At 62.6% G+C, this 19,110-nt stretch carries 17 protein-coding genes and 1 tRNA gene; 12 read left to right on the plus strand and 6 right to left on the minus strand.

Going from position 1 to position 19,110, the window contains the following annotated elements; translation table 11 throughout:
- The first annotated feature begins 44 nt into the window (after positions 1-44).
- The 4 genes from PVA39_RS09985 (at position 45) to PVA39_RS10000 (ending at position 4,108) form a co-directional block, all read left to right on the plus strand.
- Positions 45-722 (plus strand): response regulator, encoded by a 678-nt coding sequence (locus PVA39_RS09985; protein WP_274123939.1) that lies wholly within the window; start codon positions 45-47, stop codon positions 720-722.
- Positions 719-2,089 carry an ATP-binding protein gene (locus tag PVA39_RS09990; RefSeq protein ID WP_274123940.1) on the plus strand — a complete coding sequence of 457 codons (1,371 nt, stop codon included), beginning with the start codon at positions 719-721 and terminating at the stop codon, positions 2,087-2,089. Before PVA39_RS09985 ends, PVA39_RS09990 begins: the two co-directional genes overlap by 4 nt.
- Positions 2,090-2,370: 281 nt before the next feature.
- Positions 2,371-3,699, plus strand: a complete 1,329-nt coding sequence (locus PVA39_RS09995) for a dicarboxylate/amino acid:cation symporter (protein WP_274123941.1) — start codon at positions 2,371-2,373, stop codon at positions 3,697-3,699.
- A gap of 226 nt (positions 3,700-3,925) precedes the next feature.
- Positions 3,926-4,108, plus strand: a complete 183-nt coding sequence (locus PVA39_RS10000) for a hypothetical protein (protein ID WP_274123942.1) — start codon at positions 3,926-3,928, stop codon at positions 4,106-4,108.
- A 62-nt stretch (positions 4,109-4,170) separates the two neighbouring features.
- Here PVA39_RS10000 and PVA39_RS10005 read toward each other — a convergent pair.
- The 3 genes from PVA39_RS10005 to mobA form a co-directional block, all read right to left on the minus strand.
- Positions 4,171-4,247 (minus strand) — tRNA-Pro (locus tag PVA39_RS10005).
- 103 nt (positions 4,248-4,350) lie between these two features.
- The gene (locus PVA39_RS10010; RefSeq protein ID WP_013792021.1) at positions 4,351-4,572 is read right to left on the minus strand and encodes a YgdI/YgdR family lipoprotein; all 222 of its coding nucleotides are present in this window, start codon (positions 4,570-4,572) and stop codon (positions 4,351-4,353) included.
- A gap of 317 nt (positions 4,573-4,889) precedes the next feature.
- Positions 4,890-5,462, minus strand: coding sequence for a molybdenum cofactor guanylyltransferase MobA (mobA, locus tag PVA39_RS10015; protein WP_274123943.1), 573 nt, complete (start codon positions 5,460-5,462; stop codon positions 4,890-4,892).
- 68 nt (positions 5,463-5,530) lie between these two features.
- Between mobA and moaB the strand changes: the two genes are divergently transcribed.
- The 5 genes from moaB to PVA39_RS10040 all read left to right on the plus strand — a co-directional run bounded on the left by moaB (position 5,531) and on the right by PVA39_RS10040 (position 10,332).
- Positions 5,531-6,070 (plus strand): molybdenum cofactor biosynthesis protein B, encoded by a 540-nt coding sequence (gene moaB / locus PVA39_RS10020; protein WP_013792019.1) that lies wholly within the window; start codon positions 5,531-5,533, stop codon positions 6,068-6,070.
- A complete protein-coding gene (locus PVA39_RS10025) occupies positions 6,067-7,278 on the plus strand; it encodes a molybdopterin molybdotransferase MoeA (RefSeq protein WP_274123944.1) in 1,212 nt (403 codons plus the stop codon). Before moaB ends, PVA39_RS10025 begins: the two co-directional genes overlap by 4 nt.
- 88 nt (positions 7,279-7,366) lie before the next feature.
- Complete coding sequence (gene yegS, locus PVA39_RS10030) at positions 7,367-8,263, plus strand: lipid kinase YegS (RefSeq protein WP_274123945.1); 897 nt, start codon at positions 7,367-7,369, stop codon at positions 8,261-8,263.
- A gap of 124 nt (positions 8,264-8,387) precedes the next feature.
- The gene (locus PVA39_RS10035; RefSeq protein ID WP_274123946.1) at positions 8,388-9,314 is read left to right on the plus strand and encodes a chemotaxis protein CheV; all 927 of its coding nucleotides are present in this window, start codon (positions 8,388-8,390) and stop codon (positions 9,312-9,314) included.
- A gap of 217 nt (positions 9,315-9,531) precedes the next feature.
- On the plus strand, positions 9,532-10,332 hold the full coding sequence (locus PVA39_RS10040) for an MOSC domain-containing protein (protein WP_274123947.1): 801 nt from the start codon (positions 9,532-9,534) through the stop codon (positions 10,330-10,332).
- A gap of 54 nt (positions 10,333-10,386) precedes the next feature.
- On the opposite strand, the gene PVA39_RS10045 is transcribed toward PVA39_RS10040, so the two are convergent.
- Positions 10,387-12,312, minus strand: a complete 1,926-nt coding sequence (locus tag PVA39_RS10045) for a transglycosylase SLT domain-containing protein (protein WP_274123948.1) — start codon at positions 12,310-12,312, stop codon at positions 10,387-10,389.
- A 371-nt stretch (positions 12,313-12,683) separates the two neighbouring features.
- On the opposite strand from PVA39_RS10045, the gene PVA39_RS10050 reads away from it, so the two are divergent.
- Positions 12,684-14,612 (plus strand): ATP-binding cassette domain-containing protein, encoded by a 1,929-nt coding sequence (locus PVA39_RS10050; RefSeq protein ID WP_274123949.1) that lies wholly within the window; start codon positions 12,684-12,686, stop codon positions 14,610-14,612.
- Between the two features lie 76 nt (positions 14,613-14,688).
- Here the strand turns inward: PVA39_RS10050 and PVA39_RS10055 are convergent, their stop codons facing one another.
- Entirely contained in the window at positions 14,689-15,132 is a 444-nt protein-coding gene (locus PVA39_RS10055; protein ID WP_147175252.1) for a universal stress protein, read from the minus strand.
- A gap of 88 nt (positions 15,133-15,220) precedes the next feature.
- Between PVA39_RS10055 and PVA39_RS10060 the strand changes: the two genes are divergently transcribed.
- Positions 15,221-15,658: a hypothetical protein gene (locus PVA39_RS10060; RefSeq protein WP_274123950.1), complete on the plus strand. Its 438-nt coding sequence runs from the start codon at positions 15,221-15,223 to the stop codon at positions 15,656-15,658.
- Between the two features lie 26 nt (positions 15,659-15,684).
- Here the strand turns inward: PVA39_RS10060 and PVA39_RS10065 are convergent, their stop codons facing one another.
- Positions 15,685-16,506 (minus strand): hypothetical protein, encoded by an 822-nt coding sequence (locus PVA39_RS10065; protein ID WP_274123951.1) that lies wholly within the window; start codon positions 16,504-16,506, stop codon positions 15,685-15,687.
- A 432-nt stretch (positions 16,507-16,938) separates the two neighbouring features.
- Here PVA39_RS10065 and fadB point away from each other — a divergent pair, with 432 nt between their 5' ends.
- Positions 16,939-19,086 carry a fatty acid oxidation complex subunit alpha FadB gene (gene fadB / locus PVA39_RS10070; protein WP_274123952.1) on the plus strand — a complete coding sequence of 716 codons (2,148 nt, stop codon included), beginning with the start codon at positions 16,939-16,941 and terminating at the stop codon, positions 19,084-19,086.
- Positions 19,087-19,110: the final 24 nt, after the last annotated feature.

Below are 19,110 nucleotides of genomic sequence, written 5' to 3' on the forward strand. Positions count from 1 at the left end.
AATGGGCGACCCGACTTCATTCATGATGAAGAGGACATGCAACGATGAAATTGCTGGTCGTGGAGGATGAGGCGTTGCTGCGTCATCATCTGTATACCCGACTCGGCGAACAAGGCCACGTGGTGGACGCGGTCGCTAACGCCGAGGAAGCGCTGTATCGCGTCGACGAATACCATCATGATCTGGCTGTGATCGATCTCGGTCTGCCAGGTATCAGCGGGCTGGACCTGATCCGCCAGCTGCGTAGCCGCGACAAGACCTTTCCCATTCTGATTCTCACCGCCCGCGGCAACTGGCAGGACAAGGTCGAAGGCCTGGCCTCCGGCGCCGACGACTACGTGGTCAAACCCTTTCAGTTCGAAGAGCTCGAAGCGCGCCTCAATGCGCTGCTGCGCCGCTCCTCCGGCTTCATTCAGTCGACCATCGAAGCAGGCCCTCTGCTGCTCGACATGAATCGCAAGCAGGCGCTGATCGAGGGGACTGGTATGGGCCTGACCGCATACGAATACCGCATCCTCGAATACCTGATGCGCCACCACCAGCAGGTGGTGCCCAAGGAACGCCTGATCGAACAGCTGTATCCCGATGACGAGGAGCGCGATCCCAACGTGATCGAAGTGCTGGTCGGTCGCCTGCGTCGCAAGCTAGAAAGCTGCAACGGCTTCAAACCGATCGAAACCGTGCGTGGTCAGGGCTACCTGTTCACCGAGCGCTGCCGATGATCGCTGCACTGGCGCGGCTTAGACGACGCTGGGTGTCATCCCTGCGCTTGCGCCTGATGCTTGGCAGCACCGTGATTGCCGTGCTGTTCATGTTGGCGCTGTTGCCCGCCTTGCGGGGCGCCTTTCTGATCGCTCTGGAAAAATCTGTCGAGAAACGCCTGGCCGCCGATACCGGCGCACTGATTTCTGCCGCCCGCACCGATGACGGCAAGCTGCGCATGCCCAGCAAGCTGCCCGACGAAGAATTCAACCTCCCCGATGCCCAGTTGCTGGGCTTCATCTATGACCGCGAGGGGCAGCTGGTCTGGCAATCGCCGTCCACGCGGGACATTTCGGTTTCCTACATGCCGCGTTATGACGGGCGCGGCGACGTGCTGCTGCGTACCGTGGACCGCCAGGGCCGCGAGTTCTACATCTATGACGTGGAGATCAAGCTGCTGCGCGGCCAGGATGCGGCGTTCAGCATCGTCACCATGCAGCCGGCCAGCGAGACCCAGGCGCTGTATGCCGATTTCATGAAGCAGCTCTATTTGTGGCTCGGCTGCGCCTTGCTGCTGCTCCTGGGCCTGTTGTGGTTCGGGCTGACCTGGGGCTTTCGCAGCCTGCGCGGGTTACGTCAGGAACTGGACGACGTGGAAAGCGGTGCCCGCGAGCGTCTCAGCGAAGAACACCCGCTCGAGTTGCTGCGCCTTACCGGCTCGCTGAACCGCCTGCTGGACAGCGAGCGCCAGCAGCGCGAGCGCTATCGCCATTCTCTGGACGACCTGGCGCACAGCTTGAAAACCCCATTGTCGGTGCTGCAGGGCGCCACCGAAGTGATCGCAGCCAAGCCTGAGAACCGCGAGCAGGCGTATATCCTGCAGACGCAGATCGAGCGCATGAGCCAGCAGATCGGCTACCAGTTGCAGCGCGCCAGCTTGCGCAAGAGCGGTCTGGTGCGTCATCGGGTGTCACTTGCTAAGGTGCTGGACAACCTCTGCGATGCTCTCGACAAGGTTTACCGGGACAAGCAGGTCACCGTGCAGCGGCGCTTCGATGCCTGGCTGGAAATTCCCATGGAACGCGCCGCGCTGCTGGAGTTGCTGGGCAACCTGCTGGAAAACGCCTATCGCCTGTGCCTGGGCCAGGTGCGCATCAGCGCTGCCATCGCCGACGGCGCCTGCCATATCTGTGTCGAGGACGACGGGCCGGGCGTGCCGGTGGATCAGCGCGAGCGCATCCTGCGCCGCGGCGAGCGCCTGGATGCCCAGCACCCGGGGCAGGGCATCGGCACTGCGGTGGTCAAGGACATCATAGAGAGCTACGGCGGGGAACTGTTTCTTGAAGACTCCGAGCTTGGTGGGGCGGCGTTCCGCGTGCGTATCTGAGTGACCTGGAGCCTTGGTGGGAATCCGCCATGCGCCTTGCCGGCGCCGTGCGGAAAACCGCCATCGGCTTCTGATTTGTGTCGTTATTTTTCCTTTAAAACCATGTTAAACAATGGTTTATCCCGTTTTTTCTTGTGTGGCATGGCGCTTGCTGTTTCGGTTGCAAGCTCGCTTGACGCGTGCCGATAACAAATCCCTCCAGGTCAGGAGGGTTTGCGCCTAAACAAGAAAAGTGGTGCGGACGTTGCTGGATGTCATTGCCGCGCCCAAGAGGATTCACCATGACTGCCACAACGAATGACGTTGTCCGTCAACCGTTCTACAAGATGCTCTATGTCCAAGTGCTGGCCGCCATCACCATCGGCATCATTCTCGGTCACTTCTATCCTGAAACCGGCGTTGCCCTCAAACCCCTTGGCGATGGTTTCGTCAAACTGATCAAGATGGTCATCGCGCCCATCATCTTCTGCACCGTGGTCAGTGGTATCGCTGGCATGCAGGATATGAAGGCGGTCGGCAAGACCGGTGGCTACGCTCTGATGTACTTCGAGGTCGTGTCCACCATCGCTCTGATTATCGGCCTGGTCGTGGTCAATGTGGTGCAGCCCGGTGCTGGCATGCACGTCGACCCAAGCACCCTGGACGCCAGCAAGATCGCGGCTTACGCCCAGGCCGGTGAAGCGCAGACCACCATTGGCTTCCTGCTCAACGTTATCCCGTCCACCGTGGTAGGCGCTTTTGCCAACGGCGACATCCTGCAGGTGTTGTTCTTTTCGGTGATCTTCGCTTTCGCCCTGCAGCGCATGGGTGAGTTCGGCCGCCCGGTCCTCGAGTTCATCGATCGCATCGCCCATGTAATGTTCGGCATCATCAACATGATCATGAAGCTCGCGCCCATCGGTGCTTTCGGCGCCATGGCATTTACCATCGGTCAATACGGCGTCGGTTCGCTGGTGCAGCTGGGCCAGCTAATGATGTGCTTCTACATCACTTGCTTCTTCTTCGTACTCATTGTGCTGGGCGGTATCTGCCGAGCCCACGGCTTCAGCGTACTGCGACTGATCCGTTACATCCGCGAAGAGCTGATGATCGTGCTGGGTACCTCGTCGTCCGAGTCGGCCCTGCCGCGCATGCTGACCAAGATGGAAAAGCTCGGTGCCAACAAGTCGGTCGTTGGTCTGGTGATTCCTACCGGTTACTCCTTCAACCTCGACGGTACCTCGATCTACCTGACCATGGCCGCAGTGTTCATTGCCCAGGCCACCGACACGCCGATGGACATCACCCATCAGATCACTCTGCTGCTGGTGCTGCTGGTGGCTTCCAAGGGCGCTGCTGGCGTCACCGGTAGCGGCTTTATCGTTTTGGCCGCCACCCTGTCCGCTGTCGGCCACCTGCCGGTCGCCGGCTTGGCGCTGATCCTGGGTATCGATCGCTTCATGTCCGAGGCCCGCGCACTGACCAACCTGGTCGGTAATGGCGTGGCTACCATCGTGGTCGCCAAGTGGTGCAAGGAACTGGACGAAGACACCCTGCAGCGCGAGCTGGCTTCCGGTGGTCGTCCTGATGTGGTGAACGTGCCTGCCGAAAACACCAGCAAAGCTTCCTGATAGCAATGTCGTCGGCTCTCCCGAATAGGGAGGGTCATTGGCCCGCCCTTGTGGCGGGCTTTTTTATGGGCGCATGAAACTGGGCTGGCACCTCGCCTTTAGGTCACCTGTTCTATTGAGCGTGGCAGGGTTCGGCAGGAGCATTACCGGGCGGGTAGCGCTTCGCGTGGTCGAAACTGTAACGCGTGGCACCGCTTATCAATCCTGGACGAATGGTGAGGTTTCCATGAAACGCATGAAGAAAGCGCGCTCACGCAGCCTGACGCTGGCCGCAGCGTTGGTAGCAGGAATAGCATTCAGCGGCACCGCCAGTGCCTGGACGTTCGAGCATGGCTGGAGTTGCCAGAACAAGTGGTACCAGATGGGCCTGATCGAACTCATCGCCTGCGGTGGAGGTGGTGAGGGCTGATCCCCGAGAGTTGAATGCCAGAAACGAAAAAACCGGCCACCAGGGCCGGTTTTTTTGGGATTTGGTCGGAGAGACAGGATTCGAACCTGCGACCTTCTCGTCCCGAACGAGACGCGCTACCAAGCTGCGCTACACTCCGAATGCGTCAAATTCTACTCAAAAACTTTTGCTGCACAAGGGGTTAGCAAAAATTTTTAATCAGGGCGCCGCGTTCGGCATGCGCCCTTGAGTAGAAAAGACGCTTACAGCTCCTTGACGGTACGAACCTGGTCCTTGTTGACCTTGGTGCGTTTGCCATCCAACTGCTCGAACTCGTAGAAACCGGTGTCCTTGTCGAAGTCGGGACGGTCGACGGTCTGAATTTCACGGCCATCGTTGAGGGTGATCACCGACGGGGTAGAGCAACCTGCCAGGGTAACCAGGCCGAAGGCGAGTAGAAACGCAGCGGTAGTCCGTTGCTTCATGGCTTGTCTCCTAAATCGAAGCTGAGTGATTACCTTGGCTCAGACGAAAGCGCCAAGCTCAAGTTCCGCCCTATTTATGCTCGGATGACGCGCCCGCTGCAAGCCTTAGAGCCTGTTCAAAGTCTCGCGAGCTAGAGCAATGCAAGGCCTAGGCGGCCCCGCAAAACAGGCGAGGACGCGGAGTTTATGAGCTGTAAATGAGCATTACTCGCTCCGCTCGCCCTTCGGGCCGCACTGAAGTGCGTTAGCCGCAAGCGGCTTTCCGAGCCTGTTTTTAACGCCGCAGTGCCGACGTGCAGCACACTCTGAACAGGTTCTTAGTCGAGCAGGTCGGGCGAGTTGAGGTTGCTCAGGCGCGGATCATTCGTCTCGCAGACCAGCGCCGCGGGCTGGTGGGCGCGCAGCCAGCGCTGGGTGCTACGCTCGCCAGCCTGCCAGGCCTCTTCCAATGATGGCAGCAGGCGGCGGGGTATGACCGCGAACAGCGGCTCCCAGTAACCGTCGCGCTGTGCCATGACCGGACGATCCTCGGCCAGGGCGAGTAGGCTCTCGATCAGCGTGCGGTCGACCCTGGGGGCATCGCACGGCAGCACCAGCAGCAACGGGTGGCGGGCGACCTGCAGGGCGGCTCGGATGCCGGCCAGTGGGCCCGGATAGTCAGCGCTGTCGTCGCCGACCAGGCGGTCGGCGTAGGCCGCGTAGTTCTCCTCGTTGCGGTTGCAGGAGATGATCAGGTCGTCGGTGAGTGGGCGAACCACCTCGTGCAGCCATGCGATCATCGGCCGCGCCTGCCAGTGGACCAGGCCCTTGTCCAGGCCGCCCATGCGCTGGCCCCGGCCGCCTGCGAGCAGTACCACGGAGAAGGGCTGGGGCATTGCGGTGGCGGGCATGGCGGGGTCTCCGGAGGTGGCGCTGTGGTATAACACCGGCCTTTGTCGACCACAACTGGAAGCCTGCCATGAGCCACAAGGCCGATGCGCCATTCGTGCCCCTGAATATCGCCGTGCTGACGGTCAGCGATACCCGCACGCTGGAAACCGATACCTCCGGGCAACTTTTCGTCGACCGCCTCAAGGCGGCGGGCCATAACCTTGCCGAGCGGGTGCTGCTCAAGGACGACCTCTACAAGATTCGCGCCCAGGTCGCCACCTGGATCGCCGAAGACGTCGTGCAGGTGGTGCTGATCACCGGCGGCACCGGCTTCACCGGTCGTGACAGTACACCGGAAGCGGTGGCCTGCCTGCTGGACAAGCAGGTCGATGGTTTCGGCGAGCTGTTCCGGCAGATTTCCACCGCCGACATCGGCACCTCGACCATCCAGTCCCGCGCGCTGGCCGGCCTGGCCAACGGCACTCTGGTGTGCTGCCTGCCGGGCTCGACCAACGCCTGCCGCACCGGCTGGGACGGCATCCTCGCCGAACAGCTCGATGCGCGTCATCGCCCGTGCAATTTCGTGCCACACCTGAAGCTCGCCGCGCCGTGTGAGAGCCGCGGATGAGCGAGGCGCATTCCCCGTTGATGCCGGTGGAACAGGCCCTGGCTCGGCTGCTGGAACTGGCCGAGGCCGCGCCGATCGTCGAGTACGAGCGAGTCGACCTGGCTGAAGCCGATGGTCGCGTGCTGGCCGAACCCATGGTCGCCGGCCTTGATCTGCCGCCCTGGCCGAACAGCGCCATGGACGGCTACGCATTACGCCTGGCCGATTGGCAGGGCGAGCCGCTGGACGTCAGCCAGCGCATCCTCGCCGGCATGGCGCCCGATGCGCTGCGGCCCGGCACCTGTGCGCGCATCTTCACCGGTGCACCGGTGCCTGAGGGCGCCGATACGGTGGAGATGCAGGAGAACGTCAGCGTCGGTGACGACGGGCGCGTGCACTTCAACCAGACACTGAAGGTCGCTCAGAACATCCGCCCCCAAGGTCAGGAAAATCGTAAGGGCGAAACGCTGCTGGCTGCGGGCACGCGGCTGGGGCCCATCGAGCTGGGGCTGGCGGCGTCCATCGGCCTGGCGCAGCTGTCGGTCCGCCGCAAACCGCGGGTGGCGGTGCTGTCCACCGGTGATGAGCTGGTCGAGCCTGGCCATGAACTGGGCGCCGGGCAGATCTACAACAGCAACCGTTATCTGCTGGTTGCCTGGCTGCAGCGCCTGGGCTGCGAAGTCATCGATGCCGGCATCCTGCCCGATGATCTTGAACGTACGCGCCAGGCCCTCGGTGAGCTGGATGATGTCGACCTGATTCTGTCCACCGGCGGGGTGTCGGTTGGCGAAGCGGATTTTCTCGGCATCGCTCTGCGCGAAGTCGGCGAGTTGGCGTTGTGGAAGTTGGCGATCAAGCCGGGCAAGCCGCTGACCGTCGGCGAATTCCGCGGCCGTCCGGTGATCGGCCTGCCGGGCAATCCGGCCTCGACGCTGGTGACCTTCGGTCTGCTGGCGCGCCCCTATCTGCTGCGCCGCCTGGGCGTGCTGAAGGTCGAGCCCCTGGGCTTCAACGTGCCGGCGGGTTTCACCTGGCCCAAACCGGGCAAGCGCCGCGAGTTTCTGCGCGCGCGCCTGGAAAACGGTCGCGTGGTGCCCTATTCGAACCAGAGTTCGGGGGTGCTGCGCAGCGCAGCCTGGGCCGAGGGGCTGGCCCAGGTGCTAGAAGGTGCCACGCTGGCTGAAGGCGATCCCGTGCGCTTTATCCCGATGAGCGAACTGCTCGGCTGACGACAGGCGCGTGCGACGGGCGTGATTATTCCCGCCGCACGCTGTCTGCATTAGGCAGCACAGACTTCTTTTCTGTATCGGAGCCCTTATGCAAGAGCGTAAAGCCCTGTTGATCCTTCATGGCAAGCAGGCCCTCAACGAAGAGGTGCGCGCGGCGGTCAACAGCCAGCGTGAGAAGGGCTGGGACCTGGCCGTGCGGCTGACCTGGGAGGCGGGCGACGCTCAGCGCCTGGTCGCCGAAGCGCTGCAGTCGGGCTATCCGACGCTGATCGCCGGCGGCGGGGACGGCACGCTGCGCGATGTCGCCGAAGCGATGGCCAAGGCCGAGACCGATACCAGCCTGGTATTGCTGCCGCTGGGCACCGCCAACGATTTCGCCCATGCCGCCGGCATTCCGCTGACGCCTGGCGAGGCCCTGGCCCTGCTCGACACCCCGGCGCAGCCGATCGACCTGGGTGAGGTCGACGGCGAGCTGTTTCTCAATATGGCCACCGGCGGCTTTGGCTCCAACATCACGGCCAATACCTCGGAAGACCTCAAACGCTTCCTGGGTGGTGCGGCCTATATGCTTACCGGCCTGACCCGCTTCGCCGAGGTGCGCTCGGCCTTTGGCCGCTTCAAGGGACCGGATTTTGCCTGGGAGGGCGAGTTCCTCGCCCTCGGCATCGGCAACGGTCGCCAGGCAGGCGGCGGGCATGTGCTGTGCCCCCATGCCCTTGTGAACGACGGCTTGCTGGACGTGTGCATCGTGCCGGCCGCCTCCGATGTGGTCGGAACTCTTGGCACGCTGCTGTCCGGCGGCTTGAAGGGCATTGAGGGGGTGTCGATCAGTGCGCGCGTGCCCTGGCTGGAAATCGACGCCCCCGAGGGCCTGGATCTTAACCTCGATGGTGAGCCCCGTGGCGGGCATCGTCTACGCTTCGCTGCAAGGCCTCAGGCGTTGCGGCTGCATTTGCCGGCAGGCTCGCCGTTGCTGCACGACTGATCAGCGGGTATTGCTGGTGCGCCGCCGCGCGCTGGTGCAAGATGGCGTTGCGCCATGCCGCCTACAGTAATTGCACGACTGGCCGATAGCTTCATACGAACACCACGCCTCACAGGAGCGAATAATGGCCGGTATTCTCGACACCGTTGATCAACGGACGCAGTTGGTAGGCGAGAACCGCCTGGAAATCCTGATGTTCCGTCTGGCGGGCCGGCAGATGTTCGCCATCAACGTGTTCAAGGTGCAGGAAGTGCTGCACATGCCCAAGCTGACCCTTATGCCTCACCGGCATCGGTTCGTCTGTGGGGTGATCCACCTGCGTGGCCAGACGCTGCCGGTCATCGACCTGTCCCAGGCCATCGGCATGCGCCCGATCGTTCCAGATGAGCGCAGCACCATCATCGTTACTGAGTACAACCGCTCGATTCAGGCGTTCCTGGTCGGCGGCGTCGACCGCATTCTCAATCTCAACTGGGAATCCATCCTCCCGCCGCCCGGCGGGGCGGGGCGTCAGCATTACCTGACAGCCATTACCAAGGTCGATGACCAGCTTGTCGAGATTATCGACGTGGAAAAGGTGCTGGCCGAGATCGTGCCCTACGACACGCGCATTTCCGGTGACCGCCTGGCCGATCCTCTGCTGGAAAAAGCTCGTGGCCGGGAGGTGCTGCTGGTCGACGACTCCAGTGTTGCTCTGGCGCAGCTGCGCGACACCCTGACTCAACTGGGCATCAAGCTGCATGTCGCCACCGATGGGCTGAAAGGCTTGAGGATGCTCAAAGCCTGGGCCGATGCGGGCGAGGTGATCACCGACAAGCTGCTGATGATGTTCACCGACGCTGAAATGCCTGAAATGGACGGCTATCGGCTGACCACCGAGATTCGCCAGGATCCGCGCCTGCGCGACCTCTATGTGGTGCTACACACCTCGTTGTCCGGCAGCTTCAACGATGCCATGGTCAAGAAGGTCGGTTGCGACAACTTCCTTTCCAAGTTCCAGCCGGACAAACTGGTGGATGTGATTCGTCAGCGTCTTGCCCTGGACGAGTAGAACCTGTTCCTGATCTGCTGCGCGTCGGCGCTACTGCGTTAAAAACAGCCTCGGACTGCTCATTTACAACTCGTAAACTCCGCGTCCTCGGCTGTTTTTGCCTTGTATCGCTCTAGCTCGCTAGATCATGAATAGGTTCCAGGCGTTAGCTGGCCGGTTGAGCCCCAACGGCGGTTTGCGTATAACCGCCGTTTCGCTCAAGTCAGGACGCCGAGCCATGCACCTCTCCGCGCTGTACCGCTTTCCCCTCAAATCCGCCATGGGTGAATCCCTGCCAAGCCTGCAGCTCGATGATCTGGGCGTCGCCGGCGATCGCCGCTGGATGTTCGCGGACGCGGAAACCGGGCGGTTCATGACCCAGCGTACCTTTCCCCAGATGAGCCAGTTGCAGGCGCGCTGGAACCTGTCTGGCGGGCTGACACTGAACGCGCCGGGCATGCCCACACTGGAAGTAGCGTTGCCGGATCCCGACCAGGCGCTGCGTGGCGTGATCATCTGGCGCGATACCCTGCGCGTGCCGGACGCCGGTGACGAAGCCGCCGCCTGGGGCAGTGCGTTCATGGGCAAGGGCTGTCGCCTGGTGCACGTGCCTGCCGAGCGAGCGCGTTTTATTGAAGGCAATGTCAACGGTGACGAGAAGGTGGGTTTCGCCGACGGCTTCCCGCTGCTGCTGATCGGCCAGGCGTCGCTGGACGATCTGGTGGCGCGTGTTGGTCGTCCGCTGGAGATGCTGCGCTTTCGACCCAACCTAGTGGTGCAGGGCGCCGAGCCATACGCCGAGGACACCTGGAAGCGTATCCGCATTGGTGGAGCCGAGTTCACCTTGGCCAAACGCTGCTCGCGCTGCGTGATCACCACCATCGACCCTCAGACCGGCGAGCGCAGCGCCGACCGCGAGCCCTTGACCACCCTGCGCAGCTACCGCCAGGGCGAGGACGGCATCCTGTTCGGGCAGAACCTGATCAACCACGGTAACGGCAAGCTGCACCTCGGCATGCAGGTCGAGGTGCTGGAATAAGCCACAAGCCACACGCGAGTGGTGATTACTTGTGGCTTGAAGCTTGCTGCTGCCTTATTGGTCGAAGTAACGCTCGTGCCAGCCCACCAGCGGCTGGGGCGCGTTGAGCTTGTCGCCGTAGATCACCGCGTAGGACAGCACGTTCTGAACGTACTGGCGGGTCTCGTTGAAGGGGATGTTCTCCACCCACACGTCATAGGACAAGTGATCGGCGCCGCGCAGCCACTGGCGCACACGGCCCGGGCCTGCGTTATAGGCGGCCGAGGCCAGCACCCGGTTGCCGTTGAACTGGCCGTAGATCTGGCTCAGATAGGCGGCGCCCAGCTGGATGTTGACGCTGGGCAGCAGCGCATTGTTCGGGTTGCTCAGGGGGATGCCGAACTTGCGTGCGGTCTCCTTGGCGGTGGCCGGCATCACCTGCATCAGACCCATGGCGCCGACGTGAGACTTGGCATCGGCCATGAAGCCACTTTCCTGGCGGGTGATGGCGAAAACCCAGCTTGAATGCAGGCCACGTTTCTTGGCCTCGCTGGTCAGCGAATCGCGATGTGCCATGGGGAAGCGGATATCCAGGTCGTCCCAGTATTTCGCCTGGCTGATGGTGCGGATTGCCGGGAAGTACCACTGCATGTCATAGGCCAGCCGCGCCTGGGCGACCAGTTCGTCACGATCGAAGTGGCGGCTGGCGTGGTACCACTCGCGGCGGCCTTCGACTACCTTGCCGCGGTCGTGGAATTCCATGGCACGTCGGATGCCGGGGGCATTGCGTACTTTCTTGATCACGGCAGGGCTCAGCTGCAGCGGCGCGTTCTTCAGGAAATAGGGTTCCTTGACCTGATCGGCCGCCATGAAACCGTAGAAGTCGCGCTCCTTGGCCAGCTCGTGGAACAGCGGCTGGGCAGCCTTGCTGTTGGGTTGCGCCAATTGCAGGCTGCGCGCCTGCCAGTAGCGCCAGCGGTTGGTGGTGGCCAGGGACGGTGGCATGCGGCTGATCAGTTTGTAGGCTTCGTCCCAGCGGCCCAGGCGCAGCAGCAGGCGGGCGCGCCATTCGCTGACGGTATCGTCACGCAGGTTGGGATCGTACTTGGCCATCACGTCGAGGGCGCGCGGGTCGAAACGGCGCGCCAGGGTCAGGCCGATCTCGTTGGCGATGGCGACCTTTTCCTGGTCAGAGAAGCGCATGCGCTGCGAGTAACCTTCAAGCAGGCTCAGGGCCTGCTCCGGATCCTGGCGAGCGAGGCGCCGCAGGCCAAGGCTGACAACGTCGCCCATGGCGTCGTCAGCCGGGGTGAAGCGGGCGGTCTGGGTCAGCATCTGCGGCTTCTGGGCGACTTCTACGAGCAGTTTGCCGTGGTTGCTCAGAGTCGGCAGGTCCTTGCTCAGGAAGGTCGCCAGGCTATAGTTGCGCGCTTCGGCGGCCAGCTTGGCGCGCTGCCAGCGGCGCTGTTCGGTCAGTTGGCCTTCGGCGGCCCAGCGGTCGAACAGGCGGTCACAGGCTTCGGGCTGGGATTTGCCGACCAGCCAGAGCTTCTCGGCGGTGGCGTAGCCTTCGGCAGTCTGGCCCTGGGCAAGCTGGCGCTGGCCATTGAGGCAGTCCAGTTCGGTGAAGTTGAACTCCGGGTCGTAGTACTTGGCGAAGGTCTGCCATTCGCCGCGCTCGGCGAGCCAGCGCAACCAGCGCAATTTCATCCAGCTGGCCTGGGGCAGGTCGCCGTGGGCGGCGAGAAAGGCTTCGATTTCCTGGTTGCTTGCCCACTTCAGGCGCGCGGTCAGCTCGTCATAGGCCAGGTAAGGCGTCAGCGGATAGTCGCGCAGGGCGCTGGCGTAGCGTTCGTAAGGTCCCTTGTCGCCCTTGGCGAGCGCCGCCTTGGCCTCGTCGTAGTACTGGCGCTGCTGTTGCAGGCTCGCGGCCTGGCTGAGCGGGGAGATGGCGGCGCAAAGGAGCAGGCAGGACAACAGACTGGGCAAACGACAGCGCATGGCACTTCCGGGGTCATTCGTGAGCGGGCGCGACCGGACCGATGCTGGTCGCCTGACAGGCCCTGGGGGCGGTTGCCGGTGTGTGCCACGGCGATGCGGGCATCGTCAGGCGCGGCGGGCGGCAACGGTCGCTAGCTTAGCCTTTTGCCTGCCCGCCGCGAAAGGGCCGCCGGTAGCTGGCGCATGTCTGTTTATGTCACGTCGATGATCGGCACGGAGGCTCAAAGACGGCGTCGACCTTCTCGGTTAGAATACGCGCCCGTTTTTGGCTGGCGTACGCCAGCCGGATCAGTTTCGTGGTCGGCAGCGGCGAGCCTTTGCAGCGCGTCCAGGCTTTCGCCCACCACTTTCGTATTGTCGAGGCAACCCTGATGACCCTGCTCAAGTTCACCGATGTTTCCCTGGCCTTTGGCGCCATGCCGCTGCTGGACAAGGTGTCTTGGCAGATCGCCCGCGGCGAGCGGGTGTGCATCATCGGCCGTAACGGCACCGGCAAGTCGAGCATGCTCAAGCTGGTCAACGACCAGCAGAAACCCGACGACGGTGCCATCTGGCGCGCGCCGGGCCTGAAGATCGGCGAACTGCCCCAGGAGCTGCCGGTCGCCGATGGCCGTACGGTATTCGACGTGGTCGCTCAGGGCCTCGACGGCGTGGGTGAACTGCTCGCTCAGTACCATCACCTGGCGCAGAACTGCGTGACCGAAGACGACCTCAACAAGCTCATGCACGTGCAGCAGGAGCTGGAAGCGAAGGACGGCTGGCGCCTGCAGCAACTGGTCGACAGCACCCTGAGCCGCCTGCAGCTGCCGGCCGACAAGACCCTGGCCGAGCTCTCCGGTGGCTGGCGCCGGCGCGTGCTGCTGGCCCAGGCGCTGGTCAGCGAGCCGGATCTGCTACTGCTCGACGAGCCCACCAACCACCTGGATATCGGCGCCATCGCCTGGCTCGAAGAGGCTATCAAGGACTTCCAGGGCGCCGTGCTGTTCATCACCCACGACCGGGCCTTCCTGCAAAGCCTGGCCACGCGCATTCTGGAACTGGACCGCGGCGGCCTGATTGACTGGAACGGTGATTACGCCAGTTTCCTGGTGCACAAGGAGGCCGCGCTGGCCGCGGAAGAAACCGCCAACGCGCTGTTCGACAAGAAACTGGCCCAGGAAGAAGTGTGGATCCGTCAGGGCATCAAAGCCCGCCGTACCCGTAACGAAGGCCGCGTGCGTGCCCTCAAGGCATTGCGCGTCGAACGCAGTGAGCGCCGTGAGCGCACCGGCAAGGCCAATATTCAGCTGGATGTGGCGGACAAGTCCGGCAAGCAGGTGATGGTGCTGGAAAACGTCAGCTTCGCCCATCCGGGCGGCCCACTGCTGATCAAGGATTTTTCCATGGTGCTGCAGCGCGGCGACCGCATCGGCCTGCTCGGCGCTAACGGCACCGGCAAGACCACGCTGCTCAAACTGATGCTCGACGGCCTGAAGCCGACCGCCGGCAAGGTGGAGCAGGGTACCAAGATCGAGGTGGCCTACTTCGACCAGTTGCGTCACCAGCTCGATGTGGAAAAGACCGTCATCGACAATATTTCCGAAGGCCGCGATTTCATCGAGATCGACGGCCAGAACCGTCACGTGCTGAGCTACCTGGGCGACTTCCTGTTCAGCCCGCAGCGTGCCCGTACGCCAGTCAAGGCGCTGTCCGGTGGTGAGCGCGCGCGCCTGCTGCTGGCCAAACTGTTCAGCAAACCGGCCAACCTGCTGGTGCTCGACGAGCCGACCAACGATCTGGACGTGGAAACTCTGGAGCTGCTCGAAGAGGTGCTCTCCAACTTCAAGGGCACCGTGCTGATGGTCAGCCACGACCGGGCCTTCCTCGACAACGTGGTGACCAGCACCCTGGTCTTCGAAGGTGAAGGCAAGGTCCGCGAGTACGTTGGCGGTTATCAGGACTGGCTGCGTCAGGGCGGCTCACCGCGCTTGCTCGGTGTGGGTGAGAGTAAGTCGGGCAAGGCCGAACTGGGTTCGGCCATCGTCGAAACGCCGGTGGCCGAAGCACCGGTCGCCGAGGCTGCCGCGGCTGCACCAGCGGCCAAGAAGAAGCTCAGCTACAAGCACCAGCGTGAGCTGGACGCCATGCCCGAGATGATCGATGCCGCCGAGCAGGCAATTGCCGCGCTGGAGGCCAAGATCGCCGATCCGGCCTTCTACCAGCAGCCGGCCGAGCAGACCGCCGCCGTGCTGGCGCAACTACAGGCTCAACAGGAAGAACTGGATCGCCTGGTCGAGCGTTGGGCTGAGCTGGAAGGCTAACAGGTGAGGGCGCCGCGCCGGGATGATCGAATACGACGACGCCGGGCGGGTACCCGGCGTCGTTCGTCAGGGCTGATCAGGCCGAAGGTTTCTTGAGACTGACGGCCAGTACGTCGCACGGTGCGCCATGCAGCACGTCGTTGGCGGTGGACCCCAGCAGCAGGGCCAGGCCATGGCGGCCGTGGCTGCCGACGATGATCAGGTCGCAGTGCTGTTCGGCGGCCAGGCGGTGAATCTCCTGGCGCGGCTGCCCGTAGGCCAGGTGGCGGCTTTCGGCGCTGAGCTGCGGGTATTTGATGGCAAAGGCGTCGAGACGCTCCTTGGCCTGTTCAAACTGCTGCTGTTGCAGCATCGACAGGTCCATCGGTACGTCACCGCCGAAGGCCATGGCCATCGGTTCGACGATATGCACCACGGACAGCTTGGCCTGAGTGCTGCTGGCCAGCGCCTGGGCGCGCTTCATTACCGGGTCGCACTCCTCGGTCAGATCGACGGCGACCAGAATGTGCTGGTAGGACATGGGGTTGTCTCCTTACAAGGGTGACCAGTGATTTCAAGTATGGCTGGTTTGAGCATTTACCACAGGTTGCGCAGTCGAGATAGAAATTATGACGGGATGGATCGTTCTGGCCCTGCTGGTTTTAGCCCTTAGTCCGCTGGTCTGGCTGGTGCCGTCGCGGCGTCAGCGTGGCCAGATGGACGTACGCCTGCAGGCCCGTCGCCTCGGTTTGGCGATGCAGCTGGCCCGCGAGGAGTGGCCGTACTGGCTGGGCAAGACACCGCCCAATCCGTGCCCGCAGTACCACCATCCGCGGCCCCGCGGGCGCCAGGACAGCTGGTGCTATTGGCAACGCGAGCAGGGTCACTGGCTGAACAAGTGGCAGGAGCCCTGCGCCGATGCGGCGCTGGCCGAGCAGCTCGCCAGCTTGCCGGCCGATGTTTACAAGGCCGAAGCCACACCGCAGATGATCGCGTTGTGCTGGGGCGAGCGCGCTCAGCCCGATTCCCTGACGGCGATCGCCGCCTTTCTCAAATCCCGCGCCTGAGTCGCATGTCTGCACGCAGCGCAGGGTCACGACTGGCTGCCTGACTGCGCGTAGAGCGCGTCGACATCCGCCAGGCTGCGGATGATGCTGTCCGAGTACTTGTTGACCAGAAATGGCACGCTCTTTTCGTTGTAATTGCGCAGCGAACCTTCGATGTAACGCCACTTGGTCGCCACGCCGTCGAGCGTGGTATTGATCGTCGCACTGTTGGTCTGCTGGTTGCGCAGTGCGCTTAGACGTGCAGAAAAGTCGTTTACCAGTTCTTCGATAGGCCGCTCGCTGCTGTCACCCGAGAAGCTCGCGCCCACCGAAGCGCTGCGCGCCGCGTAATTCACTGCGATGCTCTGCATCAACACGCTGAGTTCGCGGGTGGCAGCCATCTGCGTGCTGATGGCGCTGCCATCCATACGATGCAGCGCCTCGTAAAGCGCCTGGGCGGTTTCCAGTACCTGGCGGTTGCGCGTCGCCATGTCCGCCACCGGCTGCAGGTCCGTGTAACCCTGCTTCTGCATGACGTTCATCAGGCTCTTCAGCTCGGTATCGTAACGCTGCCACTGTTCCTGCAGTTGCGTCTGCAGGCGCGCGGCGCCCACGTCCTGCAGGCCGATCAGCTTGCCTAGCTCGTCGCGGGCCTGTTGGCGCGACGCCTCGATCATCTTCGCGTAACGCTGGTCGCCTTCCATGCTGTTGTACATGTAGAAGTCTGCCAGGCTTTTCTGGGTAGCCAGGTGGAAGTCCTGCAGATGCTGGAAGTCGTCGGCGGTGCTGGCGAAGAGGGTGGAAGCGTGCAGCGCCAGGGCGCCGACCAGGAGGGTATGCAGAGAGAAGGCACGCAATTGGGCTGGCATGCGGATACCTCGGTGTCATCGTGTCGTTCTTGTTGTTTTTGGCTTCGGTGGCAGCCGAATGGGCGCGACTCTACCCGCGGTCGCGGGTTTTGGCTAGCGCTTGCGCAGGGGCGATCCACGCCCCTCGAATGATGGATTATCGACGCGACTGATCGGCTTTTCGTCTGCCCCCAAACTGACTGTATGGTCTACGTAGTGCCAGCTGTATGCGGCTACATAACGCCAATTGACAATCGCAGGCTTTTGCCTGAAGGTGTGCTCACCCAAATCAAACGGGCGTATGAATTGAGTGTTTGCCTCTTCGCAAATGCCCAATCCAGTCCGACTATCGCATCGGTGGGTAGCCTTTTTCGTCTACGTTGTTCGTAGCGTGAATTGGCCGGTTGGCTCCGGTGTGTACTGTTCAGATTCCCTTAGCGTGGAGATCAGTTGATGATTTACGAAGGTAAAGCCATCACGGTTAAGGCTCTTGAAAGCGGCATCGTCGAACTCAAGTTCGACCTCAAGGGTGAGTCCGTCAACAAGTTCAATCGTCTGACCCTGAGCGAGCTGCGCCAGAGCGTCGATGCGATCAAGGCCGATGCCTCGATCAAGGGCGTTATCGTCAGCAGCGGCAAGGACGTGTTCATCGTCGGCGCCGACATCACCGAGTTCGTCGACAACTTCAAGCTGCCCGAAGAGCAGCTGGTTTCCAGTGGTCTGGAAGCCAACAAGATCTTCAGCGATTTCGAAGACCTGAACGTGCCCACCGTAGTCGCTATCAATGGCATCGCCCTGGGTGGCGGTCTGGAAATGTGCCTGGCTGCCGATTACCGGGTCATGGCCGAAGGTGCCAAGATCGGCCTGCCGGAAGTCAAACTGGGCATCTACCCAGGCTTTGGCGGCACCGTACGTCTGCCGCGCCTGATCGGTACCGACAACGCGGTCGAGTGGATCGCCTCCGGTAAGGAAAACCGTGCCGAAGAAGCCCTCAAGGTCGGCGCGGTCGACGCCGTGGTCGCCGCCGACAAGCTGCAGGCCGCTGCCCTGGACCTGATCAAGCGCGCCATCTCTGGCGAGCTCGACTACAAGGCCAAGCGTCAGCCCAAGCTCGAGAAGCTCAAGCTCAACGCCATCGAGCAGATGATGGCCTTCGAAACCGCCAAGGGTTTCGTGGCCGGCCAGGCTGGTCCGAACTACCCGGCGCCGGTCGAAGCAATCAAGACCATCCAGAAGGCCGCCAACTTCGGCCGTGACAAGGCGCTTGAAGTCGAAGCCGCCGGTTTCGCCAAGCTGGCCAAGACCTCTGTCGCCAAGAGCCTGATCGGCCTGTTCCTCAATGATCAGGAGCTCAAGAAAAAGGCCAAGGCTCATGACACCATCGCCAAAGACGTGAATTTGGCCGCCGTGCTCGGCGCCGGCATCATGGGTGGCGGCATCGCCTACCAGTCGGCCTCCAAGGGCACGCCAATCCTGATGAAGGATATCCGTGAGGAAGGCATCAAGATGGGCTTGGGCGAGGCTTCCAAGCTGCTGGCCAAGCGCGTCGAGAAAGGCCGCATGACCACCGCGAAGATGGCCGAATCGCTGAGCGCCATTCGCCCGACCATGTCCTACGGCGACTTTGGCCACGTCGACATTGTCGTCGAAGCCGTGGTCGAGAACCCCAAGGTCAAGCAGGCCGTGCTGGCCGAGGTCGAAGGCGCGGTCAAGGAGGGCACCATCCTGGCGTCCAACACTTCGACCATCTCCATCAGCCTGTTGGCCAAGGCCCTCAAGCACCCTGAAAACTTCGTCGGCATGCACTTCTTCAACCCGGTGCACATGATGCCGCTGGTCGAAGTCATCCGTGGCGAGAAGTCCAGTGAAGAGGCGGTGGCCACCACCGTGGCGTACGCCAAGAAGATGGGCAAGAACCCGATCGTGGTCAACGACTGCCCGGGCTTTCTGGTCAACCGCATCCTGTTCCCGTACTTCGGCGGTTTCGCCACGCTGCTGAGCTTCGGCGTCGACTTCGCACGTATCGACAAGGTCATGGAGAAGTTCGGCTGGCCCATGGGCCCGGCTTACCTGTCCGATGTGGTCGGCATCGACACCGGCCACCACGGCCGTGACGTGATGGCCGAAGGCTTCCCGGATCGCATGGCCGTAGATGGCCGTACTGCAGTCGACGTGATGTACGACGCCAACCGCCTGGGTCAGAAGAACGGCAAGGGCTTCTATGCCTACGAGACCGACAAACGCGGCAAGCCGAAAAAGGTCAGCGATCCGGAGGCCTACGAGCTGCTCAAGTCGATCGTCAAGGAGCAGCGTGAGCTGAGCGACGAGGACATCGTCAACATCATGATGATCCCGCTGTGCCTGGAAACCGTGCGCTGCCTGGAAGACGGTATCGTCGAGACCGCCGCCGAGGCCGACATGGGCCTGGTCTACGGCATCGGTTTCCCACCCTTCCGTGGCGGTGCGCTGCGTTACATCGACAGCGTCGGGGTTGCCGAATTCGTGGCCCTGGCCGACAAGTACGCCGATCTGGGCGCGCTGTACAAGCCGACCGAGAAACTGCGTGAAATGGCCAAAAACGGCCAGACCTTCTTCGGTTAATCGCGCAACGATTGGAGCGAGAGT

Source organism: Pseudomonas sp. CNPSo 3701, from assembly GCF_028674975.1.
Taxonomy (GTDB): Bacteria; Pseudomonadota; Gammaproteobacteria; order Pseudomonadales; family Pseudomonadaceae; genus Aquipseudomonas; species Aquipseudomonas straminea.